Below are 26,975 nucleotides of genomic sequence, written 5' to 3'. Positions count from 1 at the left end.
GCATCGCGGGAGCTTGGCGACCCATGACCCACATTATTGCGCATTCGCGGCGCTGGCTTGCCCGGCTGCCGTCGGACTGCCCGCTTTGCGGCCTGCGCGCCGCCGGCGGCCGCCTGTGCGAGCCCTGCGCCGCCGAGGCCATGGCGGCCCTGGGGCCGGCCACGCCGCGCTGCCTCCGCTGCGCGGTGCGCCTGGCGCCGCGGGCGCGCCATTGCGCCGATTGCCTGCGCCTGCGGCCCGCCTATCGGCGCGTGGTGGCGGCGCTCGATTACGCCGGGCCCTATCGCGGGCTGATCTCGCGTTACAAGACCGCGTGCCGGCACGTGCTGGCCCTGGCGCTGGCCGACCTGATGCTGCGCGCGATCCGGCAGGCCGATCCGCCGTTGCGCGGCCCCTGCCTGCTGGTGCCCGTGCCGGCCAGCGCGGCGTCGCTGCGCCTGCGCGGCTTCAACCCGGCGGCGGAATTGGCGGCCGCGCTGGCCGCGCGCCTGGGTTGGCCGCTGGCACGGACCCAGCTGCGCCCGGCCCGCGCGCTTGCCGGCAGGCAAACGCTGCGCGGCCGCCGCGATCGGCTCAGGGGCGCCACGGGCCGGTGGCGCGCCCTGCCGCTGCCGGCTGGCGCCACCGTGGCCCTGGTCGACGATGTGGTCACCACGGGCGCCACCGCGCATGGCGCCGCGCGCGCCCTGCTGGCCGCCGGCGCCGGCAGCGTCATCGTGCTGGCCGCGGCGCGCACGCCGGCCTCCCATGGCTGAGGGCCTGGCCGCGGCCGAGGCTGGCAAAATGGCGGTTTTCCCGTCATGCACGCGGTGTCCGCGCGCCCATCCCGCCATGTTTCACGTCGTCCTGGTCTGTCCGGAAATCCCGCCCAACACGGGCAATGCGATACGCCTGTGCGCCAATACCGGCGCGCAGCTGCATCTGGTGCGCCCGCTGGGGTTCGAGCTGGACGATGCGCGCCTGCGGCGCGCCGGACTGGATTATCACGAGTGGCAGCCGGTGCAGGTGCACGACACGCTGCCGCAGGCGCTGGCGGCTACCGGGGCGGCGCCGGCGCGCATTTTTGCGCTGACCACGCGCGCGTCCGCCAGCCTGGCCGAAATGGCGTTCCAGGCGGGCGATGTGTTCGTCTTCGGGCGTGAAACCGCCGGGCTGTCCGAGGCGCACATGGCGCTGTTCGGGCCGGCCCAGCAACTGCGGCTGCCCATGCGGCCGGGCCAGCGCAGCCTCAATCTGTCCAACGCGGTGGCGGTGACGGTGTTCGAGGCCTGGCGCCAGCTGGGTTACGCCGGCAGTATCTGAGGGGGGGCGGCCGCGCCGGATGCCGCGATGCCTGCTCAGTCCAGCGACAGGTTCAAGCGCCCGATCACCTGGTCCCAGCGCGCTTTTTCAGCCTGGATGCGTTCGGTCAGCGCCTGCGGGCTGGACGGGGCGGGCGTGAAGTACTGCACGGCCAGCTGCTTGCGCACCGCGTCGCTGTCGATGATGGTGGCCAGTTCGCGGTTCAGGCGCTCGATGATGGGCGCTGGCGTGCCGGCCGGGGCCAGGATGGCGTTCCAGGAAATGGCCTCGAAGCCGGGATAGCCCTGCGAGGCCATGGTCGGAATGCCGGGCAGCGCGTCGCTGGGCTCCAGGCTGGTGACGGCCAGCGTCTTGACCTTGCCGTCGCGCGCGTGCGGCATGGCGATGGCGGGCACCATGAAACCGGCGTGCACGTCGCCGCCGATGATGGCCGTGATCACCTGCGGAAAGCCCGGGTACGGGATCTGCGTGAGGTCGATGCCGGCCTCGTGCTTGAACATTTCCATGGCCAGGTGGGCCGAGCTGCCGGGGCCGACCGAACCATAATTCAGCGCGCCGGCGCGCTCGCGCGCCAGCTTGACGAAGTCCTGCACGTTGTCGACGGGCAGGCTGGCCGGCACCGTCAGCACATTGGGGCTGGTGGCCACCAGCGTGACCGGCGCGAGGTCCTTCAGCGGGTCATAGCCGAGCGTGCGCTTGTACAGGGTCGGGGCGGTGACCAGCGGGCCGTTGATGGTGTAGAGCAGGGTGTAGCCGTCCGGCTTTGCCTGCGCCACCATGCGGGTGCCGATATTGCCGCCGGCGCCCGGTTTGTTGTCGATCACGATGGATTGCTGCAGCGCCTGCGACAGCGGCTCGGCGATGGTGCGCGCCAGCAGGTCGGGCGAGGAGCCCGGCGGGAACGGCACCACAAGATGGATGGGCCGTTCGGGCCAGGCGGCGTGGGCGGCGGCGGGCAGCAGGGCGGCGATGGCCAGCGGGGCGCACAGACGGCGCAGCAGGCGGCCAGCCTGGGCAAGGCGTTCAAGCATGAAAGGACTCCTCGGTTCTCAGGGCGATACGGACGGTTTTCGGGCGTGCGGGCGTTATGGCGTCGGGCTTTCGGGGCGCGCCTCGCGCGCCAGCAGGGCCGATACTGCGGTCATGGGCGACAGTCCCTCGAACAGCACGGCACAGACCGCCTCGGTGATCGGCAATTCGATGTTCAGCGCGCGGGCGCGGTCGAGCGCGGCGCGCGCGCAGCGTACGCCCTCGGCGGTCATGCCGCTGGCCAGGATGTCGGCCAGCTTGCGGCCGGCGCCGATTTCCAGCCCGACCCGCCGGTTGCGCGACAGCTCGCCGGTGGCGGTCAGCACCAGGTCGCCCAGGCCGGTAAGGCCGGCGAAGGTTTCCTGCTGCGCGCCCAGCGCGGCGCCAAAGCGCGCCATCTCCGCCAGGCCGCGGGTGATCAGCGCGGCGCGGGCGTTGGTGCCCAGCGCCAGGCCGTCGCAGATGCCGCAGGCCACGGCAATGACGTTCTTGAGCGCGCCGCCGACTTCGACGCCGACCACATCGGTGCTGGCGTAGATGCGCACGGCCGCGCCGTGCAGGGCGGTCGTGACGGCGTCGCGCACGGCCGATGAGTCGCTGGCGATGGTCAGGGCCACGGGCAGCCCCTGCGCGACCTCGCGCGCGAACGAGGGGCCCGAAAGGACGCCGGCGGCCAGGCCGGGCATGGCGCCCAGCGCGGCCTGCACGGTTTCATGGGGCAGGCGCGCGGTCTGCTCCTCGAAGCCCTTGCAGGTCCATACCAGCGGCACGGCCTGCAGCCCCAGGGCGGGCAGGCGGGCGGCCAGTTCGGTGCACAGCGGCGTCATGCCGGCGACCGGCACGCCCAGGATGATGAGGGCGTGGGCGGGATCCTGCGCCAGGTGCGTGAGCGCCTGCGTCAGGTCGGCGCTGACCTGCAGGGCGGGCGGCAGCGCCACGCCAGGCAGGTAGCGGGTGTTTTCGTGCCGGGCCGCCATGGCCTGCGCCTGGGCGCCATCGCGCGCCCACAGGACGGTGGGGTGGCGCCGGCTGGCCGCGGCAGCCAGGGCGGTGCCCCAGCTGCCGGCGCCCAGCACGGCGACGCGCAGCGTGGCGGGGCGTGCTTGGCTCATGGCTTGGCCGCGGACTTACTGGCGCGTGGCGCCCGGGGGCAGGATGATGCCCGAGTCGTTGCTGTTGGCGGCGCCCGATTGCTGCTCGGCCATTTCGGCCAGGCGCTGCTCGTACAGGGCCTGGAAATTGACTTCGGCCAGGTGCAGGGCCGGCAGCGAGGTGCGCGTGATGGCGTCGGCCACGTTGGCGCGCAGGTACGGGTACAGCATGGTGGGGCACACGATGCCCAGCAGCGGGTCCATCTGCTCGGCCGGGATGTTGGCCAGTTCGAAAATGCCGGCCTGGGTGCCCTCGACCAGGTACAGCACCTTGTCGTTGACGCGGGTGGTGACGGTGACGGTCACGGTGGACTCGAACACGGTCTCGGCCAGGCGCTGGCCGCCCACGTTGATGCTGACCTCGACTTGCGGCGCTTCCTGTTCCAGGAACACGTGCGGCGCATTGGGCATTTCCAGCGACAAGTCCTTCAGGTAGACGCGCTGCAGATTGAACGAGGGCGCGTCCGAGCCCGCTTGCTGGTTGGTTTGGTCCTGATCAGCCATGAGAATTTCCGGGTGAATGAAAAACGAGTGGAATGGCGGCGCGGCAAGCGCCTTCAGCCGCCGTTGAGCAGCGGGAGCAGGCCGCCTGAGCGGTCCAGCGCCTGCAGGTCGTCGCTCCCGCCGACATGGGTCTCGCCGATGAAAATCTGCGGGACCGTGCGCCGGCCGGTGCGCTCGATCATGATGTCGCGTTGCGAGGGATCCTGGTCGATACGGATGATTTCGAGATCGGCGACGCCGCGCTGCTTGAGCAGCGCCAGGGCGCGCGCACAGTAGGGACAATAGTCCTTGCTGTACATCACTACTTTCTGCATGGTGGCTCCGGGTGGGGATGGGATGGCGGGCACTCAGCCTTTCTGGGTGACCGGCAGGCCGGCGGCAAACCAGGCGCGCATGCCGCCCTCGAGCACCGACACTTCGGCAAAACCTTGCGAACGCAGGCGCGCGGCGATGCGCGCCGCGTCGCGGCCCTGTTCGCACACGACGATCAGGGGCTTGTTCTTGGGCAGCGCGCCGGCCTTTTTCTCGAGGTCGGCGGCGGGCAGGCTGCGGGCCTGCGCGATGTGGCCGGCCTGGAACTGCTCGGCCGGGCGTACGTCGACCCAGACGGCCTGGCGCTGGTTGACCATCTGGATGGCTTCGGACGTACCCACCGCGGCGCCGGCGCGGCCCTTGCGCAGGGCCGGCAGCATCAGCATGATGCCCGAGACCACGGCCACGGCGACGATGAAGACGTTGTTTTTATCGATCAAGAATTGCAGTAAATCCACGGGGCATCCTATGGGGCGGCGCGAGCCTGGAAACGACGGCCCGGCCGCGCCGCGAAACAGGGCGGGCCAGGGGGAAAAGCAGAGAAAAACCAGTCAATTATAAAATGACCGCATTGTTCAACTTTAACCCGCTCAGGTTGCGGCCTACACCATGTACAAACTTGTTCTGATGCGCCACGGCGAAAGCCAGTGGAACCTGGAAAATCGTTTCACGGGCTGGACCGATGTGGACCTGACCGAAACCGGCCGCGAGCAGGCCCGCAAGGCGGGCGAATTGCTCAAGCGCGAAGGCTACGCCTTCGACCTGGCCTATACCTCGGTGCTCAAGCGCGCCATCCGCACGCTCTGGATCGCCCTGGACGCCATGGACGCCATGTATACCCCGGTGGGCATCAACTGGCGCCTGAACGAGCGCCACTACGGCCAGCTGCAAGGCCTGAACAAGGCCGAGACCGCCGCCAAGTACGGCGACGAGCAGGTGCTGATCTGGCGCCGCGCCTACGCGATCGCGCCGGAGCCGCTCGACCTGGACGACCCGCGCCATCCGCGCTTCGATGGCCGCTACGGCAAGATCCCGGCCGACCAGCTGCCGGCCACCGAATGCCTGAAGGATACGGTGGCGCGCGTGCTGCCGTTCTGGAACGAGTCGATCGCCCCGGCCATCCGCGCCGGCCGCCGTGTCCTGGTGGCCGCGCATGGCAACAGCCTGCGCGCGCTGATCAAGCACCTCGACAATGTTTCCGATGATGACATCGTGGGTGTGAATATTCCGACCGGTCAGCCCCTGGTGTATGAATTGGATGAGGACCTGAAGCCGATTCGCCACTATTATCTGGGCGATGCCGCCGAGATCGAGGCGGCGATGGCTGCCGTGGCGGCGCAGGGCAAGGCGAAAAAGGACTGATTCATGCGGGTCGCGGCGGGTTTGCTGGTGTGGGCGGCGGTGGCGGTGGCGCCACCGGCGGCCTGGGCGGTTTCGGACCTGGCGGGCCGCCAGTCCGAAGCCGAACGACAGCAGGCCGCGCTGCGCGACCGCATCGACGCGCTGCAGAAAGAGATCGACACGCGCGAGGCCGCCCGCAAGGAGGCCGCCGACGCGTTGAAGGAATCCGAATCAGCCATTTCGCGCATCAATCTCCGGCTGCGTGAATTGGGCGAGGCCAGCCACAAGGCCGAAGCCGAACTCGCCAGCCTGGAAAAGCAGGTGGCGGCGCAGCAGGCGGTGCTGCAAAAGCGCCGCGCCGAGCTGGCCGACCAGTTGCGCACCCAGTACACCAGCGGCCTGTCGCCCTGGACGGCCCTGCTGTCGGGCGACGACCCGCAGCAGCTGGGCCGCAACCTGGGCTACCTGGACTATGTGTCGCGCGCCCGTGCGCAGGCGGTGCATGCGCTGCGCCAGGATATCGCCCGGCTGGCGGCGCTGCAGCAGCAGGCCGATGCCCGCCGCGACGATATCCAGACGCTGGTGGCCGAGACTTCCAGCCAGAAGACGGCGCTGGTCGAACAGCAGAAAACCCGCGCCACCCTGTTGGCGAAATTAGAGGGACAGATTGCGGCGCAACGCGCCGAGGCCGGCAAGCTGGGCCGCGACGACCAGCGGCTGTCGCACCTGATCGACGACCTGGGAAGCGCCATCGCGCGCCAGGCGGAGGAAGATGCCCGCCGGCGCGCCGCCGAAGAGGCCCGCCGCAAGGAAGAGGAAGCCCGCCAGGCTGAGGCGGCGCGCCGCGCCGAGGCGGCGCGCCAGCAGGAAGCGGCTCGCCAGGCCGCCGCGGCCCGCGAGGCCGACGCCCGGCGCCAGGCCGAGACGGCCCGCCAGGCGCAGCAGGCGCGCGATGCCGAGGCGCGCGACGCCGCCGCCGCGCGCGAGCAGGCCGAGGCTGCCGCCCGCCAGGAGCGTGGCCCGGTGGCGCTGGCCGATCCCGATGCCGCCGGCCTGCGCCAGGTCGAGGGCGGCCGGCTGGTCGATCCGCAGGCCGCGCCGCGCCGCGAAACCCGTCCGGCGGCCCGCGCCGAGCCGGCCGAACCGGCGCCGCGCGAGGCCGCGCCCACCCGTACGGCGTCCGCCGCGCCGGCTGGCGGGGGCAATGGCCTGCGGCGCGGGTTGCCGATGCCGGTACGCGGAACGATCCAGGGCCGCTTCGGCGTCGACCGCCCCGATGGCGGCGTGTGGCGCGGGCTGGTGCTGCGCACCGCCGAGGGCACGCCGGTCAAGGTGGTGGCCCCCGGCACGGTGGTCTACGCCGAATGGCTGAGGGGTTTTGGCAATCTCATCATTGTCGACCATGGACAGCAGTACCTGACGGTATACGCTTACAACCAGAGCCTGCTCAAACGGGTGGGCGACCGGGTGGCGGCAGGCGATACTATTGCTACGGTAGGCGCGACCGGCGGCCAAGTGGAATCGGGCCTATACTTTGAAATTCGCCATCGTGGCGCACCGGTGGACCCGGCCCAGTGGCTGGCCCAATAATCCGGCATCAATATCGGGAAGTGTGCATGAGCACTCGCAAGTTTCGTGGTTTCGGTCTGGTAGCCATCGGTGCGGTGGCGGGCATCCTGCTGAGCGTGGGCGTGTCCGCGGTCGCGCAGCGCGGCAGTCCCCTGCCGCTCGATGAACTGCGGCAGCTCAGCAATGTGTTCGCGGCCATCAAGAACAACTATGTCGAGGCGGTCGACGACAAGACGCTGATCGGCAACGCGATCTCCGGCATGGTGTCCAACCTGGACCCGCACTCGGCCTACCTGGACGCCGACGCTTTCCGCGAAATGCAGACGGCCACGCAGGGCGAGTTCGGCGGGCTGGGCATCGAGGTCGGCGCCGAAGACGGCTTCGTGAAAGTCATCTCGCCCATCGAGGACACGCCGGCCGCGCGCGCCGGCATCCAGGCGGGCGACCTGATCATCAAGATCGACGACACGCCCACCAAGGGCATGTCGCTCAACGACGCGGTCAAGCTGATGCGCGGCGCGCCCAAGTCGCCCATCACGCTGACGATCATGCGCGCCGACCGGCCGCAGCCCATCGTGGTCAAGATCGTGCGCGACATCATCAAGGTGCGCAGCGTGCGCAGCAAGATGCTGGACAACAACGTGGCCTACCTGCGCATCGCGCAGTTCCAGGAGAAGACCGGTCCCGATCTGGCGCGCCATCTGAAGGACCTCGGCGCCAAGGGCGCGCCCAAGGGCCTGGTGCTGGACCTGCGCAACGATCCGGGCGGCTTGCTGACCAGCGCCATCGGCGTGGCCGGCGCGTTCCTGCCGCCCGATGCCCTGGTGGTGTCGACCGACGGCCGTACGCCCGATTCACGCCACAAGTACCGCGCCACGCCCAGCGAATACGCGCGCGGCGAGGGCAATTACCTCAACGACCTGCCGGGCTGGGTCAAGACCGTGCCGATGGTGGTGCTGGTCAATGTGGGTTCGGCTTCCGCCTCCGAGATCGTGGCGGGCGCGCTGCAGGATCACAAGCGCGCCAAGGTGCTGGGCAACCGCACGTTCGGCAAGGGCTCGGTGCAGGTCATCCTGCCGCTGAGCGAAAGCACGGCGGTCAAGCTGACCACGTCGCGCTACTTCACGCCCAGCGGCCGTTCGATCCAGGCCACCGGCATCGAACCCGACTACGTCGTGGCCGATACCGCCGATGGCGACCTGTTCCGCCTGCCGCGCGAAGCCGACCTGCAGCGCCACCTGTCGAACCAGCAAAGCCCCGACGCGGAGGTCAAGTCGAACAACGACGACAGCACCGAAGTGGCCGGCAAGGCGTTCGAGTTCGGCGGCAAGGACGACTTCCAGCTGCAGCAGGCGCTGAACCTGCTGGCCGGCAAGCCGGTGCAGAAAGGTTCGGCCCGTGCGCAGGCCAAGGCCGACATCAAACCCAGCGAAGGCAAGACCCAGCGCATGACGATCACGCCGACTGGTGTGGAGCCCGCCAAGAGCAAATGAACGACCAGCAGCTGCTGCGCTACGCCCGCCATATCCTGCTCGACGAACTCGGTATCGAGGGGCAGGAGCGGTTCCTGGCGGCGCGTGTGCTGATCATCGGCGCGGGCGGCCTGGGCTGCCCGGCCGCGCTTTACCTGGCCACGGCCGGCGTGGGACACATCACGCTGGTCGACGACGACGTGGTCGAACTCAGCAACCTGCAGCGCCAGATCCTGCACGCCAGCGACAGCGTGGGCCGCGCCAAGGCCGAGTCGGGCCGCGACATGCTGGCCCGCTTCAATCCGGAAACGCAGGTGGAGGCGCGCGTCGAGCGCCTGGCCGGCGCCGCCCTGGATGCCGCCGTGGCGCAGGCCGACGTGGTGCTGGACTGCTCGGACAACTTCGCCACCCGCCACGCCATCAACCGCGCCTGTGTACGGCACCGCAAGCCGCTGGTGTCGGGGGCGGCCATCCGCTTCGATGGCCAGGTCAGCGTGTATGACCTGCGCGATGCGCAGGCGCCGTGCTATCACTGCCTGTTCCCCGAGGCCGACGATGTCGAGGAACTCAGCTGCGCCACCACCGGCGTGTTCGCGCCGCTGGTGGGCATCATCGGTAGCGTGCAGGCCGCCGAGGCCCTGAAGCTGCTGGCCGGCATCGGCCAGAGCCTGGCCGGGCGCCTGCTGCAGCTGGACGTGCGCAGCATGCAATGGCATAGCGTCAACGTGCCGCGCGATCCCGATTGCGCGGTGTGCGGGCAGGGCGGGCACGCCGCCGAGCATGCGCGCGGCGACGCGGCGCACTGCGCCTAGCCGGCGCGCATCCGGCGGCCACGGCCGCCACCCCTTGCTTCGATGACGGGCATGCGCCGCCGCGGCGGCGCGCCAATCCGTCCATACTGTCCGAAAAGTTTTCATATAACCTGATAAATCGGCCTATAATTCCGCCATGCTTCAGCCCACTCCCACGCTTACCGACCAGGTCGCCGGCCAATTGGCCCGCGCCATCGCCGATGGCGACTATGCCGTCGGCGCCAAGCTGCCGACCGGGCGCGCGCTGGCGCAGCAATACGGCGTGAGCGCCGCGGTCATCCGCGAGGCGACCGAGCGCCTGCGTGCGCAGGGCCTGGTGCAAAGCCGGCAGGGCTCGGGCTGCACGGTGGTGGCCCGCACCCCGGCCGGCGGTTTCCAGGTGCCCGCGGGCGGCCTGGACCGCGCGCATCTGGCGCGGGTGTACGAGCTGCGCATGGAGCTCGAGGGCGGGGCGGCCGCGCTGGCGGCGCGCCGTCGCGGCGCCGCGGACCTCGACCGCATGCGGCAGGCCCTGCAGGCGCTGCAGCGCGAGCCCATCGAGCCCGAGCAGGGCGTGGCCCACGACGTCGGTTTCCACGTGGCCATCGCCACGGCGACCGCCAACCCCTATTACCTGCAGTTGCTGCAATATCTCAACCTGCAATTGCGCCAGGCGGTGGAGACCGCGCGCGCCAATACGCGGCGCCAGGGCGACCCCGTGCACGCGGTGCACGAGGAACACCTGGCGATCTACCGCGCCATCGAACGCGGCCAGCCCGAGGCGGCGCGCGCGGCGGCGCAACACCATCTGCTGGGCGCGGCGGCGCGCCTGCAGCTCGACATGAACCTTTGACCGTGCGGCCCCGAACATGAGCGCATCCGAATTCCCGCAACGATTGACCCAGGCGCTGGGCGCCGACGTGGTGGTGACCAGCCCGGCCGATATCGAGCCCTGGCTGAGCGACTGGCGCGGCATCTACCGCGGCCAGGCCCAGGCCGTGGTGCGGCCGCGCACGACCGACGAGGTGGCGCGCTGCCTGGCGCTGTGCCAGCAGGCGGGCGTGCCGGTGGTGCCGCGCGGCGGCAATACCGGCCTGTGCGGCGGCGCCACGCCCGATGCCGCGCAGGCCAACGTGGTGCTCAGCCTGGAGCGCATGAACGCGATCCGTGCGCTGGATACCGTGGCCAACACCATGGTGGCCGAGGCCGGCTGCATCCTGGGCAACCTGCGTCGCGCCGCCCAGGACGCCAACCGCCTGCTGCCGCTGTCGCTGGCGGCCGAGGATTCGAGCCAGATCGGCGGCAACGTCGCCACCAATGCCGGCGGCGTCAACGTGGTGCGCTACGGGATGGCGCGCGAACTGGTGCTGGGCCTGGAGGCGGTGCTGCCCAACGGCGAAATCCTGCATGGGCTGCGCACGCTGCGCAAGGACAACACCGGCTACGACCTCAAGCAATTGCTGATCGGCTCGGAAGGCACGCTGGGCGTGATCACCGCCGTGGCGCTGCGGTTGTTTCCGCGCGCCGATACGCGTACGGTGGTGCTGGCGGCGGTGGAGTCGCCGCGCCAGGCGCTGCAGCTGTACGAACTGCTGTTCGAGCAATGCGGCGCGCGCCTGCAGGCCTTCGAGTATTTCAGCGGCGATTGCCTGGATCTGGTGCTCACGCACGTCGACGGCCTGCACGAGCCGTTCGCGCAGCGCTATCCCGCCTACGTGCTGGTCGAGCTGGCCGACACGATCGGCGAGGCCGCGCTCAATGCCCTGGTCGAGGAGGTGATCGGCGCGGCGCTGGAGCGCGAGCTGTGCCTGGATGCGGCCGTCTCGGCTTCGCTGGCGCAATTGCAGACGCTTTGGCGACTGCGCGAGGAAATCTCGGAGGCGCAGCGCGCCGACGGGCCGCACCTCAAGCACGATGTGTCGCTGCCGATCGAGCGCATTCCCGAATTCATGGCAACGGCCGAGGCGCGCGTGCGCGAGCGCTATCCGGATATCCGGCCGTTCATCTTCGGCCATTTCGGCGACGGCAACCTGCACTACAACCTGTCGCGTCCGGCCGGCGCGCCGCGCGAGTGGGCGGCCGAGCAGGGCGATGCCGTGACCGACCTGGTGCTCGACGAAGTGCTGCGCTATGGCGGCAGCATCAGCGCCGAGCATGGCATCGGCCAGCTCAAGCGCGATCACTTCCTGCAGAGCAAGGATCCGCTGGAGCTGCGCCTGATGCGCGAGATCAAGCGGGTGCTGGATCCGGCCGGGATCATGAATCCGGGCAAGCTGCTGTAGCCTCGCCCGCGCGCGGGCGGCGGCCGTCGATTTGCCGGACGGGCGCCCCGCGGGGCGCCCGTTGTCCGAACCGGGCCCTGCCCGGGGCTCAGGTCCGGTGATAGACCTCGGCGCCCTTCTTGACGAACTCCACCGCCTTTTCCTGCATGCCCTGCTGCAGCGCGTCCTTTTCGCTGACGCCCTGTGCGGCGGCATAGTCGCGCACGTCCTGCGTGATCTTCATGCTGCAGAAATGCGGCCCGCACATCGAGCAGAAGTGCGCCACTTTCATCGAGTCCTTGGGCAGGGTCTCGTCGTGGAACTCCTTGGCGGTGTCCGGATCCAGGCCCAGGTTGAACTGGTCGTCCCAGCGGAACTCGAAGCGCGCCTTCGACAGCGCGTTGTCGCGGATGGCCGCGCCCGGATGTCCCTTGGCCAGGTCGGCGGCATGGGCGGCGATCTTGTAGGTGATGATGCCGTCCTTGACGTCCTTCTTGTTGGGCAGGCCCAGGTGCTCCTTGGGCGTCACGTAGCACAGCATGGCCGTGCCGTACCAGCCGATCAGGGCCGCGCCGATCCCGGAGGTGATGTGGTCGTAGCCGGGCGCGATGTCGGTGGTCAGCGGGCCCAGGGTATAGAACGGCGCCTCGTCGCAGTGCTTGAGCTGCAGTTCCATGTTTTCCTTGATCATCTGCATCGGCACGTGGCCGGGGCCTTCGATCATGACCTGCACGTCGTGCTTCCAGGCCACCTGGGTCAGCTCGCCCAGGGTCTTGAGCTCGGCGAACTGCGCCTCGTCGTTGGCGTCGTAGCCCGAGCCGGGGCGCAGGCCGTCGCCCAGCGAGAAGCTGACGTCGTAGGCCTTCATGATTTCACAGATTTCCTCGAAGCGCTCGTAAAGGAAGCTCTCCTTGTGGTGCGCCAGACACCACTTGGCCATGATCGAGCCGCCGCGCGAGACGATGCCGGTCATGCGGTCGGCCGTCATGGGAATGAAGGGCAGGCGCACGCCCGCATGGATCGTGAAGTAGTCCACGCCCTGCTCGGCCTGCTCGATCAGCGTGTCGCGGAAGATTTCCCAGGTCAGCTCCTCGGCCTTGCCGTCGACCTTCTCCAGCGCCTGGTAGATCGGCACCGTGCCGATCGGCACCGGCGAATTGCGGATGATCCATTCGCGCGTTTCATGGATGTGCTTGCCGGTCGACAGGTCCATGACCGTATCGCCGCCCCAGCGGATCGCCCAGGTCATTTTCTCGACTTCCTCGCCGATGCCGGAGCTGACGGCCGAGTTGCCGATGTTGGCGTTGATCTTCACCAGGAAATTGCGGCCGATGATCATCGGTTCGATTTCCGGGTGGTTGATGTTGGCTGGGATGATGGCGCGGCCGCGGGCGACTTCCTCGCGGACGAACTCGGGCGTGATGGCCGACGGGATGGCGGCGCCGAACGACTGGCCCGGATGCTGGCGCAGCAGGCGCTTGGCCAGTTTCTCGCCATCCGGGCCGCTGGCGCGCAGCGTCTCCAGGTAGTGCTCGCGGCGCAGGTTCTCGCGCAGCGCGATGAATTCCATTTCGGGCGTGACGATGCCGCGGCGCGCATAGTGCATCTGCGTCACGTTGGCGCCGGCGCGCGCGCGGCGCGGCGGGCGCTGCAGGTCGAAACGCATCGCCGTCAGCTTCGGATCGGTCAGGCGCTGCTTGCCGTAGTCGCTGGTCGGGCCGTCCAGCACTTCGGTGTCGCCGCGCTCTTCGATCCAGGCCCGGCGCAGGGCCGGCAGGCCGCGGCGGATGTCGATGCTGGCCTGCGGGTCCGTGTACGGGCCGCTGGTATCGTAGACGGTCAGGGGCGGGTTCTTCTCGCCGCCGAACATCGTGGGCGTGTCGGCTTGCTCGATTTCGCGAAACGGCACGCGGATATCCGGGCGCGAGCCGGTTTCGTAGACTTTGCGGGACTTGGGCAGCGGCGCGACGGCGGCGGCGTCGACCTCGGCGGTGGCGGCCAGGAACTTGGGGTTCGCGTTCATGGAAAGCTCCAATCAAGAAGGTTTGGAGCCGAATCGGGATGGATTCCGTGCTGGCGCGAGGGCCGGCATCTGGAATACGCTCCCAGCATCGGCATTATCCGTACTGGTACGAAGGGACTCTCTCAACACGCTGCCGGCCGTGAAGGCGGGACAGCGAGTACCCCTGCGTGATCCTGGAGTATAGGCCGTATTGCGTCTTTACATCTGGAAGCAGTCTCGACTATCGGCCTTGCGTGGGGACCTGTACACTTTTTTGTAACGCCGTGGCCAGTGCGTCCGGCGCGTCAGCCTCTCTGCAAACTGAAGAAGGAAACCATCATGCAACTGACCATTCGCAAACTGGCTTACACGCTGGCTTTTTCCACGCTGGTGCTGGCCGGGTGCACCACCGCGTCCAAGAAGACCGACGGCCAGGCGGCCACGCCGGCGGACCAGGCTTCCTCGCAGCAGGCAAGCGCGGCGTCGGTCGAGTTCTACGTGGCCCAGGCCAAGGCCGGCGAAGGCCTGATGGAAGTCAAGGTGCCGGATGGTTCGCTCTACATGCAACGGCAGCCGGTCCTGACCCGCGCCGACCTCACCGAGGCCGCCGCGCTGGTCGACCGCCAGGGCCAGAACTTCGTGGGCCTGCGCTTCACCGAGGCGGGCGCGCGCAAGCTGAATGACATCAGCAGCAAGAATATCGGCAATATGCTGGCATTGGTGATCGATCGCGAACTGGTCGCCGCCCCGCGCATCGCGGAACCCCTGAATCGCGGCGTGCTGGCCTTCGGCGTGCCGTCGGCCAAGGCGGCTTCGGAAATCGCCGCCAAGATCCGCGGCGACTCCGGCGCACCCGCGGCCGGCGCGCCGGCGGCACCGGCACCGGCCGCGCCGGCTCCCAAGCCTTGAGCCCGGGCCGGCCGTTCGCGGCCGGCCGGCGCAACCGGGGCAGCCTCGCGGGGCTGCCTTTTTCATGGGCGGGCGAAGCCGTGGGGCGGCCCGCCATGGCGGCGGCAAGCGTGTTGTACAGTGCCCCCCTATGCTTACCACTTCTCATCCCTTGCCCCATCCTTTGCTGCACGATGGCGTCGTGGCGGCCGTGGTGCGCCTGTGCGCCGACGCCGCCCTCGACTTTCCCGCGCGTTGCGCCCGCCTGGAAGCGGCCATCCGCGCCTGCACGCGCGACCAGATCATCGAACACCTGCAGCACGGCGGCGTGATTTCCGAATGCATCGGCCATGACTCGTCGGAAGAAAAGCTGCTGGCCAAATACAGCGACGTGCTGCTGGCTTGCGCGCTGGGCGAGCTCGGCTTCCAGGCCCGGGTGCTGGCCGAACGCAGCGACGCCGCGGACGTTTACGCGGAATGCGGCGACCAGCGCATCGTGGGCGATGGCAAGATCTTCCGCCTGAGCCGCACGGCCCTCAATCCCAAGGACTACAAGGTACCGTCGCTGAAGAAGTGGCGCCAGGGCGCCGGCTACAGCGCCGATTATTCGGTGCTGCTGGCGCCGTCGTTCCAGTATCCGCTGAGCCGCAGCCAGCTGTACGCGCAGGCGATCGACAACAACGTGCTGCTGCTGTCGTTCGAACAGCTGGCATTCCTGGTGCGGCACCACCAGCCCGGCCGCGATTATCGCCAGCTGTGGGAGTACGCGGGCACGCGCGCCGGCCTGGAGACGGCGGCCTGGAAAGAGGCGCGCCAGTACTGGCATGGGTTGAACCAACTGGTGGCCCGCCTGGCGGGCCAGTCCGAGCAGGCGCTGCGCGACAGCTACGCCGCGCGGCGCCAGTTGCTGCAGCGCCAGTTCGACGACGAGATCGCCCACTGGGACGCCGAGGCGCAGCGCATTCGCGGGCTCAGCCGCGAGCAGGCCATCGCGGAACTGCTGGTCAGCAAGAAGATCCAGGCCCGCGTGGACCTGATGCGCGGAGCTCAGCGCCAGCTGACCCTGCAACTGGACGATGCGCGCGCCTAGGCGCGCGGCGCGCGCTAGAGCGAGGCGCGCTGCTTGATCGAGAAGCCTGGCAGCAGGGCGCTGACCTGGCCGGCCATGTCGGCGATCAGCGCCTCGGTGTCGGCGTCTTCCACGGCGGCGCAGTTCGCCAGCAGGGCCACGCCCTGGGCGATCAGCGCCACGCCGGCATCGTGCTCGTGCCAGCCGGCCCGCAACAGGCTGCGATGCAGGCCGCCGCGCAGGATGGCGTCGAACTGCGCCTGCAGCGCCGCGCGCGCCAGCACCGGCCGGGGCGCCTGGGCGCGGCGCGCCACGAAAGTGGTGCAGGTATTGACGGCCTCCGATGTCATGGCGCGCGGGCGCGCCTTGCGTTCGATGCTCAACGGTTGCACGCTGTTGATCGCGAACGGCGCGGCGCGGAAGGCCGCCACCAGGGCGGCCCAGCCCAGCACCGAGGCATGGCTGTAGACGAAGGCCAGCAGGCCGTCGGGCTTGAGCACCCGGGCTGCTTCGCGCAGCGCCTGGCCCAGCCGTGTGCAGTATTCGTCGTGGGCCGCGCGCGCGCTGCCACCGGCGCGCTGCCGCGAGGCCACCAGCTCGTCATGGCCGCCGTTGGCGGTAGGCGCATGGGGCGGCGCGGTTGGGCGGCCTTCGATGGCGTCGATGAGCGGTTTCTTCCATGCGTAGAAGAAATCCGCCAGCACGCTATAGAAAATATTGTCGTAATAGGGCGGGTCGGTGACGATGGCGTCGAAGCTGTCGTCCGGATAGGGCAGCGCGGCGGCCGAGGCGCGCTGCACCTGCACCGGCCGGCGCAGCAGCGCCAGCGCGTCGATGCCGGCGCAGATGCGCTCCAGCTTGGCGTGGAGGTTGCCCGGCCCGGCGCCGACCGGGTCGACCTCGGCATAGTCCCACAGCATGGCCACGCCCGGGCCGCAGAAGGCGCGTCCGACCTGCTCGTTCTGCGGAATCCACATCGACAGGCGGCAGTTCCAATCCACCATCTGGTCGATCAGGCCGCTGAGCGCGGCGCTGACGAAGCGCGCGACATCGGCGCCATGCGCGGCCTGCAGCGCACGATGTTCGGCCAGCAGTTCCTCCAGCAGCATCAGCGTGACCAGGCGCTGGCGCGGATTGAACAGATCGGCGTGGCCGCGCATGCCGTAGAGCGCCGGGTTGACGATGCCCGACCAGGCCGGCAGGGTGGTCGCGGGCAGTGCCAGGCCGGTGCGCCGCAGCAGCGCGTCTTCCTGCTCGCGCAGCAGGGCGGCTTCGGGCAGCGCATCGTCGCGCAGGGCGAATTGCTTGCCCACGCCGGCCGACGTGACCACCGCCACGCAATGGTCGGCGCTGTCGGCGATGCCGGGCGTGGCGGCGGCGCCGCAGCGCGGGCAGGCCGTCGCGCCGCGTCCGGCCCAGCGGGATGGGGGCGGCTCGCCATCCGGCAGGGACACCATGTCGACGCCGTCGCCATCGGGGCCGGGCGCCGCCACCATGGCCAGCGCCTTGCCGGCCTTCTTCGACAGCCAGGGCCGCCGCGACAGCGTATAGGCGTAGCCGCACTGCGGACAGGGATGGCGGTAGGTCCAGAGGTAGACGATGGGCTTTTCCGCCTGGCTGGCCAGGCGGCCGCGCAGCGGATACAGGGCCTCGGTGCGCCGGGCCAGCCGTTGCAGCACCGCCTGGCCATGGCGCTGCGCCAGCTGCTTGAGCAGGCCATGGTCCAGCGTGGCGCCGTAGGTCAGGTTGGCCTGCTGCAGGAATACCGCGAGCTCATTGACGTCGATGGAGTGGGCGTCGCAACCCAGCAGCGCCGCCTCGAAGGCAATCGTGCCGCCGCCGCCGAACATGTCCAGCACGCGCGGCGCGCCGCCGTACTGGCTGGCCAGCTCCGCGGCGGCCTCGGCCAGCAGCCCGGGCTGCGGCACGGGCGTGGCGCCCAGTTCGGACAGGCGTGCCGCGGCGCGCTTGTCGGCGGGCGCGCTCAAGGCGGCGTAGACCAGCGCGCGCATGGCCGAATGCGGGCGGCGCGCCCACCATACGTGGATGGTGTGCGGCGTTTCGCCGCGCCCGTAGCGTTCGGCCTTGCCGGCCAGCGACGCTTCGTAGAACGACAGTCCTTCGTCGATCAGCCGGCCCGGCCCGGCCACCGGCGCCAGCCGCGGGACGGGGGCGGCGGCGGGTCGGCGGACGCGGCGCGGCGCCGCGGGCTTGCGGGAGGGGGACGGCATGTATCTCGCTGAAATAGAGGCGCGCGCCCGGCGGGGCGCGGCAGGGGCATTATTCCATATCGCGGACCGCGTTCAGCGCTCGCGTGGCCACGGCGGCGCGCGGCCGTAGTCCGCATGGCAGGCGTCGATGAAGGTGCGCACGAGCTGCTCGAGCAGCAGCTTGTCGCGGGCGCTGAGCGCCTGGTAGCGGCTGTGGGCGACGGCGCGAAACGGCCATGGCGGGGCCGGCCGCGCGGCGGTCGCGCGCTCGCCGTCCGGTTCCATCAGGCCGGGGCGCCTGGCCGCCTGGCCGCTGGGATAGGCGTCGAGCTCCATCGGACCCACGCCGGTTTCGAGCCAGTCCAGGTTCACCTGCAGGGCGCTGGCCAGCTTGCGCATCGAGCGGCTGGATTGCCGCAGGCCATTTTCGTAGCTGGCCACGGCGCTTTGCGACAGGCCGCTGATGTGCGCCAAGTTTTCCTGCGAGAGCTGGCGCAGTCTCCGAGCATGCTTCAATCGGTCCGAAAATTTCTTCACTGGCCGATTGAATCTTGCCAATCCAGTACTATGGTAGTTGGAAAATTACTTTGGTGTTGATATGCTCGGGCTTCGGTTCCAGGCGGGCGCGAGGCGCACACCAGCATCGGCGCTTGCATCAGTGCTTGCGCGAACGGCCGCGGCCGTCGGCGTATTCGGCATGGCAGGCTTCGACAAAGCTGCGCAGCATCTGTTCAAGCAGGCGTTTGTCGCGGGCGGCCAGCGCTTCGTACTGCGCACGTGCAATGGTCGCGAACGGCCACGGCGGCAGTGCGCGCGGCGGCGTTTCGCCACTGCCCGGTTCCATCAGGTAGTAAGCGCCGCCAACGGGCGAAGGGCTGTAGTCGGCCAGGCCCTCCATCGAGCCCTTGCCGGTCTCCAGCCAGTCCAGGTTCACCTGCAGGGCGGCCGCCAGCTTGCGAACCGAACGGCTGGATTGCCGCTGGCCGTTCTCGTAGCTGGCTACCGCGCTCTGCGACAGGCCGCTGGCGCGCGCCAGATCCTGTTGCGTTAGCGAACGCAGTGCTCGCGCATGTTTCAATCGGTCTGAAAATGTCTTCACGGCCTGATTGAATCGTGCGAATCAAGCACTATGGTGGTTGAATTTATTACGTTAGTGTTGAAATGTCCACCTATTCCATTCCTGACGATTCCAGCGCCGGCCGCATATTGTTGGCGTTCAGCAGCGTGATGATCGAAGCGCGTGTCCGGCTCGAGGCTGGCTGGCGGCAGGCCGGCTGGACTGTCGACTGGTGCGAGGGCCAGCATGCGCTGGCGCGGCTGCTGGCCATGCACCCGCCCGATGCGGTGGCCCTGTGCGGCGTTGCCGGCACGCTGTCCGGCCTGGTGCGCACCACCCGCACCAGCGTGCCCGCCGCCGTGGTGGTCGCCTTGCTGTCCGAAGGCGGCCTGCCGGAGCGTATCGCCATGATGCGCGCCGGCGTGGACCTATGCTTGCCGATCGAGACGCAAGTCGAAGAGATGGCCGCGATGGTGGGCGCGTTCGCGCGCCGGGGCACTGCCTCGGCCGCCGCGGCCAGCGCATGGTACCTGAGCAATGCCGGCAGGGTCCTGGCGGGGCCTGGCGGCGTGCGCCTGCCCCTGACCGTGGCCGAGCGCGAGTTCATGGCGCGCCTGCTGGCCGCTCCCGGCCATCGCCTGGCGCGCCAACAGCTTGCCTGCGGTTTGAGGCAGCGCGGCCCGCGGGACGGCGCGCCCGTTTCGTCCGAGGTGCTGCCTTCGTGGACGGCCCATTCTTCGCATGTCGCGTCGTACGAGGCGGCCGCTGGCCTGTCGCGCAACGTCGACGTCATGGTCTCGCGGCTGCGCGCCAAGGCGCAGCGCATGGGCATCAACCTGCCCTTGCTGTCGGTGCGGCGCTGGGGGTATCTGTTCATCGCCGACAGCGACGCGGGCTGATCTGGCGCGTGGGGGCCGCAGTCCGTACTGTCTGGTCAAGGCTACCCGGGGCATGAGGTGCGCACGGAATTTACCTACACACGGCCTGCCAATGATGGCCAGGAATACGAGACAGATCGGAAGGTGGCCTGCCCGGCATGTTGGCCAATGTTGCCGGGCGGCCCGGCGGCTCAGGTAACGACCAGGTTGTCGCGGTGCATCAGTTCCGGGTCTGTCATGCTGCCCAGGATGCGCGCGATCTGGTTCGATGGCTGGCGCAGGATGCGCCGGGTATCGGCCGACGAATAATTGATCAGTCCGCGCGCGCATTCGCGTCCATGCATGTCGACGCAGGCCACCACGTCGCCGCGCTCGAATTCGCCCTGGACTTCGGCCACGCCGATGGGCAGCAGGCTCTTGCCTTCGTGCAGCAGGGCGTGCACGGCGCCATCATCGAGCACCACGCGGCCGCGCAGGCGCAGGTGGTCGGCCAGCCATTGCTTGCGCGCCGACCATACCGGCAGCACCGCGCGCAATTCCGTGCCGATGCATTCGCCTTGCGCCAGGCGGGTCAGCACATTGCGTTCGCGGCCCGAGGCGATGACGGTATGGGCGCCGCTATGGGCGGCCCGCTTGGCCGCCAGGATCTTGGTGAGCATGCCGCCGGTGCCCACGCCGCTGCCGGCGCCGCCGGCCATGGCTTCGAGGGCGGCATCGCCGGCCTGCGCATGCGCCACGAAGCGCGCGGCCGGATCGCGGCGCGGGTCGGCTTCGTACAGGCCGCGCTGGTCGGTCAGGATGATGAGCGCATCGGCTTCGATCAGGTTGGTGACCAGGGCGCCCAGGGTGTCGTTGTCGCCGAAGCGGATTTCGTCGGTGACGACGGTGTCGTTTTCGTTGACGATGGGCACCACGCCCAGTCGCAGCAGGGCGAACAGGGTCGAGCGCGCATTGAGGTAGCGGTGCCGGTCGGCCAGGTCTTCGTGGGTCAGCAGGATCTGCGCGGTGCGCAGGCCGAACTCGGCGAAGGCGGCTTCATAAGCCTGGCACAGGCCCATCTGGCCCACGGCGGCGGCGGCCTGCAATTCGTGCATGGCCGAAGGGCGCTTGCGCCAGCCCAGCCGCGCCATGCCTTCGGCAATGGCGCCGCTGGAAACCAGCACGACTTGCTTGCCCTGCTGGTGCAGGGCGGCGATCTGGGCGGCCCAGTGGCCTACCGCGGCGCGATCCAGGCCGCGGCCTTCGTTGGTGACCAGCGAGGAACCCACTTTTGCGACCAGCCGATTGGCCGCGGAAATGACAGAAACGGCAGAGGTTTGGGCAGTCATGGCGATGACCGGGTATGGCGTTTCGAGGGCTGCCGCGCATTGCGCGGCGGGTGACGGAGTGCGGGAAAGGGTTATTCGTCACCGCCAGGCGGCGTGGCGGGCGCGGCGCCGCCACGGCTGGCGTCGAAACGCGGATCTTCGAACACATAGGTGCCGTCGGCCTGGTCCTGGGCGTCCTGGTCCTTGCGCTTTTCGGCGTCGAGGTAGTCCTGCAGGGCCCAGATCAGGTCCTGGGTGCCTTCGCCATTGAGGCCGGAGATCGCGAAGACCGGGCCGGTCCAGCCGAACTCGGCGCAGAAACGCTGCTGGGCGTCCTGGGCGTCGGGCACCATGTCCAGTTTGTTGAGCACCAGCCAGCGCGGCTTGGCGGCCAGCTCGGGATCGTAGCGGCGCAGTTCTTCGACGATGGCGTTGGCATCGACGACCGCCTGCGCGATGGGGTCGGCTTCCGGGTCGGGGCTGGAGATATCGACCAGGTGCAGCAGTACGCGCGTGCGCGCCAGGTGGCGCAGGAACAGATGGCCCAGGCCGGCGCCCTCGGAGGCGCCTTCGATCAGGCCGGGAATGTCCGCCACCACGAAGCTGCGCGAGGGCGAGGTGCGCACCACGCCGAGATTGGGGTGCAGCGTCGTGAAGGGGTAGTCGGCGATCTTGGGCCGCGCATTCGAAATGCGGCTGATCAGCGTCGACTTGCCGGCATTGGGCAGCCCGAGCAGGCCGACGTCGGCCAGCACCTTCAGTTCCATGCGCAGGCGGCGCTGTTCGCCTTCCTTGCCGGGCGTCCATTGGCGCGGCGCGCGATTGGTGCTGGACTTGAAATGGATGTTGCCCATGCCGCCGGCGCCGCCCGCGGCCAGCGTAACCTTCTGGTCGTGGCGGTCCAGGTCGAACAGCACTTCGCCGGTATCGGCGTCGTGCACCACGGTGCCCACCGGCACGCGCAGGGTGATGTCGGGGGCGGCTGCCCCGTATTGATCCGAGCCGCGGCCGTTCTCGCCATTCTTGGCGCGATGCAGGCGGGCGTAGCGGAAATCGATCAGGGTGTTGATATTGCGGTCGGCCACGGCATAGATGCTGCCGCCGCGTCCGCCGTCACCGCCGTCCGGGCCGCCCTTGGGGATGAATTTTTCGCGGCGAAAGCTGGCCACGCCATTGCCGCCTTTGCCGGCGATGACTTCGATGGTGGCTTCGTCTACGAATTTCATGATCTATGGTGGTATTCGGTGTCTGCCCGCCAGGCGGGCGGATGTTGCGCCGCGCCGGCGCGCGGCCGTGCGGTTCCGGCTATTCTGCCTGAAAACAAAAAGCCCTGCCGCGTGCGGCAGGGCTCGCCGTTCCGGGGAACGCGCGGCCGATTACTCGGCGGCGACCACCGAGACGGTGGGTTTGTTCAGGGCACCCTTGACGCTGAAGTGCACCTTGCCGTTGGACAGGGCGAACAGGGTGTGGTCCTTGCCCACGCCGACGTTCACGCCGGGGTGAAAGCGCGTGCCACGCTGGCGCACGATGATCGAGCCAGCCAGGATGCTTTGGCCGCCATACACCTTGACGCCCAGTCGTTTCGATTCCGAGTCGCGGCCGTTCCGGGTAGAACCGCCGCCCTTTTTCTGTGCCATGTTTAGCTCCTGCTAATTAGGTACCGGGGCCGTATCAAGCCGTGATGGCTTCGATGCGGATCTCGGTGTAGTTCTGACGGTGGCCTTGGTGCTTCTGGTAGTGCTTGCGACGGCGCATCTTGAAGATCTTGATCTTGTCGTGCCGGCCATGTGCAAGAACCGTCGCCTTGACCACAGCGCCGGAGACGAGCGGCGTGCCAACTTTCAGCTGGTCGCCTTCGCCCACGGACAGCACTTGGTCCAGGGTGATTTCTTGCCCAATGTCAGCAGGTATCTGTTCTACCTTGAGTTTTTCGCCGGTGGCAACGCGATACTGCTTGCCGCCGGTTTTTATGACCGCGTACATGGGATATATCCTTAAATTAAATGTGGATTGCAGGCATTTGCATGGGGCCTGCGGTGCAGCACTGGCTCTCGCAAGGCGCGCCAGGCTTGGCCGGCGCACCCGCGCGTTTCCCAGTAATGCCCATCCAGGCACCGTGCGGTGCGGGCAATCCAGGCGCAATTCGGCCAAAGACCGAATCGACGATTCTAGTCCGCCCCTGTGGAAAAGTCAAAAAGCCGTTCTGGGCTAAGGGCTTAGGGGGCGCGGCGGGCCGCGTGCTGTGGCGTGCGGCCAACAGGCGGCGCGCCAGCGCGCCGCGGGCGCCGTCTTGCGCGACGCCGGGCGCGGCCCTAGACTCGCGCGATTCTTCCTGGCGGCCCTGCCGTTTGCAACGGCCGGCGGTGCCCCTGGCGCCCTCTTGGAGATTGCTGGCCATGGCGGTACCTCATGACGACTTGCCCGAAGACCTGGAGCGCGCCTTGCTGGTTGGCCGCGTGTGGCGGCCGGCGCCCGTCGACGGGCCATGCGTGGTGGCGGTGCGGGGCGGGTTGCTGTACGACCTGACCGCGGCCGCGCCGACGCTGGCCGACCTGCTCGATCGCGGCGACCGCGTCGCGCTGGCGCGCAGCGCCGCGGGCGAATGCCTGGGGCAGGCGGCCGACTGGCTGGCCGGCCGCGCCGCCGGGGCGATGCTGGCTCCTTGCGACCTGCAGCCGGTCAAGGCCGCCGGCGCGACCTTCGCGGCCAGCCTGGTCGAGCGGATCGGCGAGGAGCAGGCTGGCGGCGACGCCGGCCGCGCCGCGGCGGTGCGCGAGCGCATCGCCGGGCTGATCGGCACGGACCTGTCGCAACTGCGCCCGGGCTCGCCCGAGGCGGCGCGCCTGAAGGCCGTGCTGCAGGCGCGGGGGATGTGGTCGCCATACCTCGAAGTGGGACTCGGCCCCGACGCCGAGGTGTTTTCCAAGGCTCCGCCCATGGCCTCGGTGGGATACGGGGCCTGGATCGGGCTGCTGCCGGAGTCGGAGTGGAACAATCCGGAACCGGAGATCGTGCTGGCGGTGGACGCGCGCGGCCAGGCGGTGGGCGCGACCCTGGGCAACGACGTCAACCTGCGCGATATCGAGGGGCGCAGCGCGCTGCTGCAGAACCGGGCCAAGGACAACAACGGATCGTGTGCCATGGGGCCGTTCGTGCGCCTGTTCGACGCCGGCTTCGGGCTGGGCGATGTGCGCCGCGCCGACGTGCGGCTGCGCGTCGAGGGGCAGGAGGACGGCTTCGTGCTGGACGCCACGAGCCATATGCGCGAGATCAGCCGCGACCCGCTCGAACTGGTGCGCCAGAGCTGCGGCGGCCATCACCAGTATCCGGATGGGTTCATGCTGTTCCTGGGCTCCATGTTTTCGCCCACCCAGGACCGCGCCGTCGCCGGCCGCGGTTTCACGCACCGCCCGGGCGACCTGGTGCGCATCGCCTCGCCGCGGCTGGGGGCGCTGGTCAATCGCGTCGGCCTGGCCACCGCCATCGCGCCCTGGACGTTCGGCGTGCGTGCGCTCTATGCCAATCTGCGCCGCCGCGGCCTGTAGCGGTCCGGCCGCTCCTGGGCAGACCGTATAATTCGGCCGACGTGTACCGGCGCCGCGTGCGCCGGGTATGAGTGTGCGAGCCGCCGGCCGGCTCCCTTACCTGTCGGATACGCCTTGAATCTCCCTGAGTTGATTGCCCCTATTGCCGACGACATGAAGGCTGTCGACGCGGTCATCCGCGACCGGCTGAACTCCGACGTCGTGCTGATCCGCACCATCGGCGACTACATCATCGGCGCCGGCGGCAAGCGCATGCGGCCCGCCATGGTGCTGATGGTGGCGCGCGCGCTTGGCTACCAGGGCACGCACCACCAGTTGCTGGCCGCGGTCGTCGAGTTCATTCACACCGCCACGCTGCTGCATGACGACGTGGTCGACGAGTCGGACCTGCGCCGCGGCCGCGATACGGCCAACGCCGTGTTCGGCAACGCCGCCAGCGTGCTGGTGGGCGACTACCTGTATTCGCGGTCGTTCGAGATGATGGTCGAGGCCGACTCGATGCGCATCATGCAGATCCTGTCGCAGGCCACCACGGTGATCGCCGAAGGCGAGGTGCTGCAGCTGCTCAACGTGCACGACCCCGATGTGTCGCAGGAGCGCTACCTGCAGGTGGTGCGCTACAAGACCGCCAAGCTGTTCGAGGCCGCCGCCCAGGTCGGCGCGGTGCTGGCCGGCGCCAGCCCCGAGCAGGAGGCCGCCGCGGCCGCCTATGGGCGCCACGTCGGCACCGCCTTCCAGCTGGTCGACGATGTGCTGGACTACAGCGGCGATGCCCATGCCCTGGGCAAGAACGTGGGCGACGACCTGCGCGAGGGCAAGCCCACGCTGCCGCTGATCCGCGTCATGGAGACGGGCACGCCCGAGCAGCGCGAGCTGATTCGTGAGGCGATCAAGACCGGCCAGGCCGACTTCGCCGCGGTGGCCCAGGCCATCCAGGCCACCGACGCGCTGGCGCATGCGCGCCAGGCCGCCGAAAACGAGGCAGAACTTGCCCGGCAGGCGCTGTCTGTCTTCCCGGTTTCCCTTTATCAAAAATCTCTGCTAGAATTCTGCGCTTTCGCGGTGAATAGAGATCGTTGATCGAAATCCAGGCGCCGGGGAAGAAAAAGCAAGACAGCAAGAAATCGGGGCGTAGCTCAGCCTGGTAGAGTACTGCGTTCGGGACGCAGGAGTCGGAGGTTCGAATCCTCTCGCCCCGACCAACTTTCGTTGGTCGAATTTCCCGGGTGGCGCCATGTGCGTTGCCAGCCCACAAGCTGCACAGCGACGGGGCGCACAGCGAAGGCCGATACCGCAAACGTGGTGTCGGCTTTTTTGCGTTCACGCCCGTTTCGGGCGCGGCGGGTTCAGCCCGCCTGGCGCCGCGCCCGCCTGCGGCTGGCGCTGATTTCATAGCATTCGCAGAAGGTCTGGGCCAGCAGGCTCAGCGGGCTGCTGGACGGATATACCAGGTATGTCGCGAAGCGGATGTCCGGCGCGAACGGCTTGATGGCGATATCCAGCGAGCGGAAGCCGTCGGCCACGTCCGGATTGGCGATGCTCACGCCCAGCCCCAGGCCGACCATGTGGCAGATAGCGGCGGCGAAGTGCGATTCGTACGACAGGATGCGGCGGTCCCCCGCGGCGGCGAAGACCTTGTCGATTTCCTTGCGCATGGCATCGTTGGGCGAGAGCGAGAGAAAGCGCTCGCCGGCCAGGTCCGCCGGGGCGAGGGCGCGCGGCAGCGCGGCCAGCCGGTGGCCGGCCGGGACGATGCATACGCCCAGCGCCTCGCTGGCCACGTGGTGGCCGATGCCGGGGCTGCTGAAGATGTCCGAAGCCACGCCGATGTCGCTGTAGCCCGCGGCGGTCCATTGGCACACCGTGATCGAATCGGCCACGTGCATGGACACCGTGACGTCGGGGAAGCGCTCGGCGAACAGCTGCAGGGCCTCGGGCACCGTGACCAGGGCGGGCGAGGGCACGGCCGAGATGCGCAAGTGGCCGGTGCCGCGCCTGCGCAGAGTGGCGGCGGAGCTTTCCAGGCTGCGCAGGCCGGCGAACGTCATCTCGACGTCGCGGAAGAACACCTCGCCTTCGCGGGTCGGCACCAGCTTGCCGGCCACGCGTTCGAACAGGCGCAACCCGATGCGCGCCTCCAGCTGGGCGATGACCCGGCTGACGTTGGGCTGCGTGGTGTGCAGGTCCTTGGCCGCCTGTGTCATGGAGCGCGTCAGCATGACCGCCCGGAAGGTCTCGACCTGGCGAAAGTTCAGCATGGGTCATATCAATTCTGCATGGACCCTGA

At 69.1% G+C, this 26,975-nt stretch carries 27 protein-coding genes and 1 tRNA gene; 14 read left to right on the top strand and 14 right to left on the bottom strand.

The features are described 5' to 3' along the window. Positions 1-23 precede the first annotated feature (23 nt). Positions 24-755: a phosphoribosyltransferase family protein gene (locus tag CAL11_RS22725; RefSeq protein ID WP_347876362.1), complete on the top strand. Its 732-nt coding sequence runs from the start codon at positions 24-26 to the stop codon at positions 753-755. A 76-nt stretch (positions 756-831) separates the two neighbouring features. Next, positions 832-1,302, top strand: coding sequence for a tRNA (cytidine(34)-2'-O)-methyltransferase (locus CAL11_RS22720; RefSeq protein WP_033462755.1), 471 nt, complete (start codon positions 832-834; stop codon positions 1,300-1,302). A 35-nt stretch (positions 1,303-1,337) separates the two neighbouring features. On the opposite strand, the gene CAL11_RS22715 is transcribed toward CAL11_RS22720, so the two are convergent. Genes CAL11_RS22715 through CAL11_RS22695 form a run of 5 tightly spaced genes read right to left on the bottom strand, consistent with a single transcriptional unit; the run spans position 1,338 to position 4,756 of the window. After that, positions 1,338-2,333, bottom strand: coding sequence for a Bug family tripartite tricarboxylate transporter substrate binding protein (locus CAL11_RS22715; protein WP_086094349.1), 996 nt, complete (start codon positions 2,331-2,333; stop codon positions 1,338-1,340). Positions 2,334-2,387: 54 nt separating this feature from the next. Beyond that, complete coding sequence (locus CAL11_RS22710; RefSeq protein WP_086094348.1) at positions 2,388-3,443, bottom strand: NAD(P)H-dependent glycerol-3-phosphate dehydrogenase; 1,056 nt, start codon at positions 3,441-3,443, stop codon at positions 2,388-2,390. Positions 3,444-3,458: 15 nt separating this feature from the next. Continuing rightward, positions 3,459-3,986 (bottom strand): protein-export chaperone SecB, encoded by a 528-nt coding sequence (gene secB, locus CAL11_RS22705; RefSeq protein WP_033462752.1) that lies wholly within the window; start codon positions 3,984-3,986, stop codon positions 3,459-3,461. Positions 3,987-4,039: 53 nt separating this feature from the next. Next, positions 4,040-4,300: a glutaredoxin 3 gene (grxC, locus tag CAL11_RS22700; protein ID WP_033462751.1), complete on the bottom strand. Its 261-nt coding sequence runs from the start codon at positions 4,298-4,300 to the stop codon at positions 4,040-4,042. 33 nt (positions 4,301-4,333) lie between these two features. Further along, positions 4,334-4,756: a rhodanese-like domain-containing protein gene (locus CAL11_RS22695; protein ID WP_068924610.1), complete on the bottom strand. Its 423-nt coding sequence runs from the start codon at positions 4,754-4,756 to the stop codon at positions 4,334-4,336. A 151-nt stretch (positions 4,757-4,907) separates the two neighbouring features. On the opposite strand from CAL11_RS22695, the gene gpmA reads away from it, so the two are divergent. The 6 genes from gpmA to CAL11_RS22665 all read left to right on the top strand — a co-directional run bounded on the left by gpmA (position 4,908) and on the right by CAL11_RS22665 (position 11,753). Further along, a complete protein-coding gene (gene gpmA / locus CAL11_RS22690; RefSeq protein ID WP_086094347.1) occupies positions 4,908-5,660 on the top strand; it encodes a 2,3-diphosphoglycerate-dependent phosphoglycerate mutase in 753 nt (250 codons plus the stop codon). A 3-nt stretch (positions 5,661-5,663) separates the two neighbouring features. Then, positions 5,664-7,229, top strand: coding sequence for a murein hydrolase activator EnvC family protein (locus CAL11_RS22685; protein ID WP_086094346.1), 1,566 nt, complete (start codon positions 5,664-5,666; stop codon positions 7,227-7,229). Positions 7,230-7,255: 26 nt separating this feature from the next. Next, entirely contained in the window at positions 7,256-8,701 is a 1,446-nt protein-coding gene (cptA, locus tag CAL11_RS22680; protein WP_033465405.1) for a protease CptA, read from the top strand. Next, complete coding sequence (locus tag CAL11_RS22675) at positions 8,698-9,492, top strand: HesA/MoeB/ThiF family protein (protein WP_086094345.1); 795 nt, start codon at positions 8,698-8,700, stop codon at positions 9,490-9,492. The genes cptA and CAL11_RS22675 overlap by 4 nt, the downstream gene beginning before the upstream one ends. Before the next feature lie 136 nt (positions 9,493-9,628). Further along, entirely contained in the window at positions 9,629-10,324 is a 696-nt protein-coding gene (locus CAL11_RS22670; protein ID WP_086094344.1) for a FadR/GntR family transcriptional regulator, read from the top strand. Between the two features lie 16 nt (positions 10,325-10,340). Then, entirely contained in the window at positions 10,341-11,753 is a 1,413-nt protein-coding gene (locus tag CAL11_RS22665; protein ID WP_086094343.1) for an FAD-binding oxidoreductase, read from the top strand. An 88-nt stretch (positions 11,754-11,841) separates the two neighbouring features. On the opposite strand, the gene thiC is transcribed toward CAL11_RS22665, so the two are convergent. Beyond that, positions 11,842-13,755 (bottom strand): phosphomethylpyrimidine synthase ThiC, encoded by a 1,914-nt coding sequence (gene thiC / locus CAL11_RS22660; protein WP_086094342.1) that lies wholly within the window; start codon positions 13,753-13,755, stop codon positions 11,842-11,844. Positions 13,756-14,073: 318 nt separating this feature from the next. Between thiC and CAL11_RS22655 the strand changes: the two genes are divergently transcribed. Continuing rightward, complete coding sequence (locus tag CAL11_RS22655; RefSeq protein WP_033465395.1) at positions 14,074-14,643, top strand: SecDF P1 head subdomain-containing protein; 570 nt, start codon at positions 14,074-14,076, stop codon at positions 14,641-14,643. A gap of 64 nt (positions 14,644-14,707) precedes the next feature. Then, positions 14,708-15,712 (top strand): HindIII family type II restriction endonuclease, encoded by a 1,005-nt coding sequence (locus CAL11_RS22650; RefSeq protein ID WP_086094341.1) that lies wholly within the window; start codon positions 14,708-14,710, stop codon positions 15,710-15,712. Between the two features lie 14 nt (positions 15,713-15,726). Here CAL11_RS22650 and CAL11_RS22645 read toward each other — a convergent pair whose 3' ends face one another. From CAL11_RS22645 to CAL11_RS22635, 3 genes are all read right to left on the bottom strand, one after another. Beyond that, entirely contained in the window at positions 15,727-17,922 is a 2,196-nt protein-coding gene (locus tag CAL11_RS22645; protein WP_086094340.1) for a DUF1156 domain-containing protein, read from the bottom strand. Positions 17,923-17,994: 72 nt separating this feature from the next. Continuing rightward, entirely contained in the window at positions 17,995-18,438 is a 444-nt protein-coding gene (locus tag CAL11_RS22640) for a helix-turn-helix domain-containing protein (protein ID WP_208617565.1), read from the bottom strand. A gap of 118 nt (positions 18,439-18,556) precedes the next feature. Next, positions 18,557-19,000: a helix-turn-helix domain-containing protein gene (locus CAL11_RS22635; RefSeq protein WP_033465389.1), complete on the bottom strand. Its 444-nt coding sequence runs from the start codon at positions 18,998-19,000 to the stop codon at positions 18,557-18,559. Positions 19,001-19,062: 62 nt separating this feature from the next. Here CAL11_RS22635 and CAL11_RS22630 point away from each other — a divergent pair, with 62 nt between their 5' ends. Then, positions 19,063-19,857 (top strand): response regulator transcription factor, encoded by a 795-nt coding sequence (locus CAL11_RS22630; protein ID WP_086094338.1) that lies wholly within the window; start codon positions 19,063-19,065, stop codon positions 19,855-19,857. Positions 19,858-20,027: 170 nt separating this feature from the next. Here the strand turns inward: CAL11_RS22630 and proB are convergent, their stop codons facing one another. The 4 genes from proB to rplU form a co-directional block, all read right to left on the bottom strand. Next, on the bottom strand, positions 20,028-21,164 hold the full coding sequence (gene proB / locus CAL11_RS22625) for a glutamate 5-kinase (protein WP_033465385.1): 1,137 nt from the start codon (positions 21,162-21,164) through the stop codon (positions 20,028-20,030). A 71-nt stretch (positions 21,165-21,235) separates the two neighbouring features. Continuing rightward, positions 21,236-22,369 carry a GTPase ObgE gene (gene obgE, locus CAL11_RS22620; protein WP_033465383.1) on the bottom strand — a complete coding sequence of 378 codons (1,134 nt, stop codon included), beginning with the start codon at positions 22,367-22,369 and terminating at the stop codon, positions 21,236-21,238. Between the two features lie 150 nt (positions 22,370-22,519). Then, on the bottom strand, positions 22,520-22,780 hold the full coding sequence (gene rpmA / locus CAL11_RS22615; RefSeq protein ID WP_033465381.1) for a 50S ribosomal protein L27: 261 nt from the start codon (positions 22,778-22,780) through the stop codon (positions 22,520-22,522). Positions 22,781-22,814: 34 nt separating this feature from the next. Continuing rightward, complete coding sequence (rplU, locus tag CAL11_RS22610; protein WP_003807462.1) at positions 22,815-23,126, bottom strand: 50S ribosomal protein L21; 312 nt, start codon at positions 23,124-23,126, stop codon at positions 22,815-22,817. 413 nt (positions 23,127-23,539) lie between these two features. On the opposite strand from rplU, the gene CAL11_RS22605 reads away from it, so the two are divergent. The 3 genes from CAL11_RS22605 (at position 23,540) to CAL11_RS22595 (ending at position 25,890) form a co-directional block, all read left to right on the top strand. Continuing rightward, positions 23,540-24,688 carry a fumarylacetoacetate hydrolase family protein gene (locus CAL11_RS22605; protein WP_086094672.1) on the top strand — a complete coding sequence of 383 codons (1,149 nt, stop codon included), beginning with the start codon at positions 23,540-23,542 and terminating at the stop codon, positions 24,686-24,688. Between the two features lie 114 nt (positions 24,689-24,802). Next, a complete protein-coding gene (gene ispB / locus CAL11_RS22600; protein ID WP_033465379.1) occupies positions 24,803-25,768 on the top strand; it encodes an octaprenyl diphosphate synthase in 966 nt (321 codons plus the stop codon). 45 nt (positions 25,769-25,813) lie between these two features. Next, positions 25,814-25,890: transfer RNA gene (locus tag CAL11_RS22595), tRNA-Pro, on the top strand. A 144-nt stretch (positions 25,891-26,034) separates the two neighbouring features. Here CAL11_RS22595 and CAL11_RS22590 read toward each other — a convergent pair. Next, positions 26,035-26,946 carry a LysR substrate-binding domain-containing protein gene (locus CAL11_RS22590; protein ID WP_086094337.1) on the bottom strand — a complete coding sequence of 304 codons (912 nt, stop codon included), beginning with the start codon at positions 26,944-26,946 and terminating at the stop codon, positions 26,035-26,037. Positions 26,947-26,975: the final 29 nt, after the last annotated feature.

The sequence above is a fragment of the Bordetella genomosp. 6 genome (assembly GCF_002119705.1).
GTDB classification, from domain to species: Bacteria; Pseudomonadota; Gammaproteobacteria; order Burkholderiales; family Burkholderiaceae_B; genus Bordetella; species Bordetella bronchiseptica_F.
This window is presented reverse-complemented; position numbering and strand designations above follow the sequence as displayed.